This is a genomic window from Nocardioides humilatus (assembly GCF_008373755.1).
Taxonomy (GTDB): Bacteria; Actinomycetota; Actinomycetes; order Propionibacteriales; family Nocardioidaceae; genus Nocardioides; species Nocardioides humilatus.
In genome coordinates this window covers 1-346 of sequence record NZ_VUJV01000102.1, presented here as the reverse complement: position 1 = coordinate 346, position 346 = coordinate 1, and the positions used below count along the sequence as shown (strand labels likewise).

1 protein-coding gene is annotated in these 346 nt (G+C 48.8%); it reads right to left on the bottom strand.

The features are described 5' to 3' along the window. Window positions 1-346: hypothetical protein (locus F0U44_RS24135; protein WP_246160766.1), on the bottom strand; the 346-nt coding region annotated here is incomplete at both ends.

The following is a 346-nucleotide window of genomic DNA, read 5'->3' as shown; positions in this document are numbered from 1 at the left end:
ACTTCAAGATCTTGAACACTGAACGTAACCAATACTTGGTATTGGGAGTCGGCACTAACTGGAACGGCGACCACATGGCCTTCGGAGTCAACAGCGTCGATAGTTTCAGAGCCCAGTGGTACCTGCAGCCCGCTAAGTACGACAATGACGTCTTGTTCTACATCTACAACCGTGAATACAGCAAGGCTTTGACACTGTCGAGGACGGTTGAGCCCTCGGGTCACCGCATGGCCTGGGGATACAACGGCAGAGTAATCGGAAGTCCCGAACATTACGCTTGGGGTATAAAGGCTTTCTAAGTTATAATATAAAGTTTCGACCACGAACCAATAAGAATGAGCAGCAT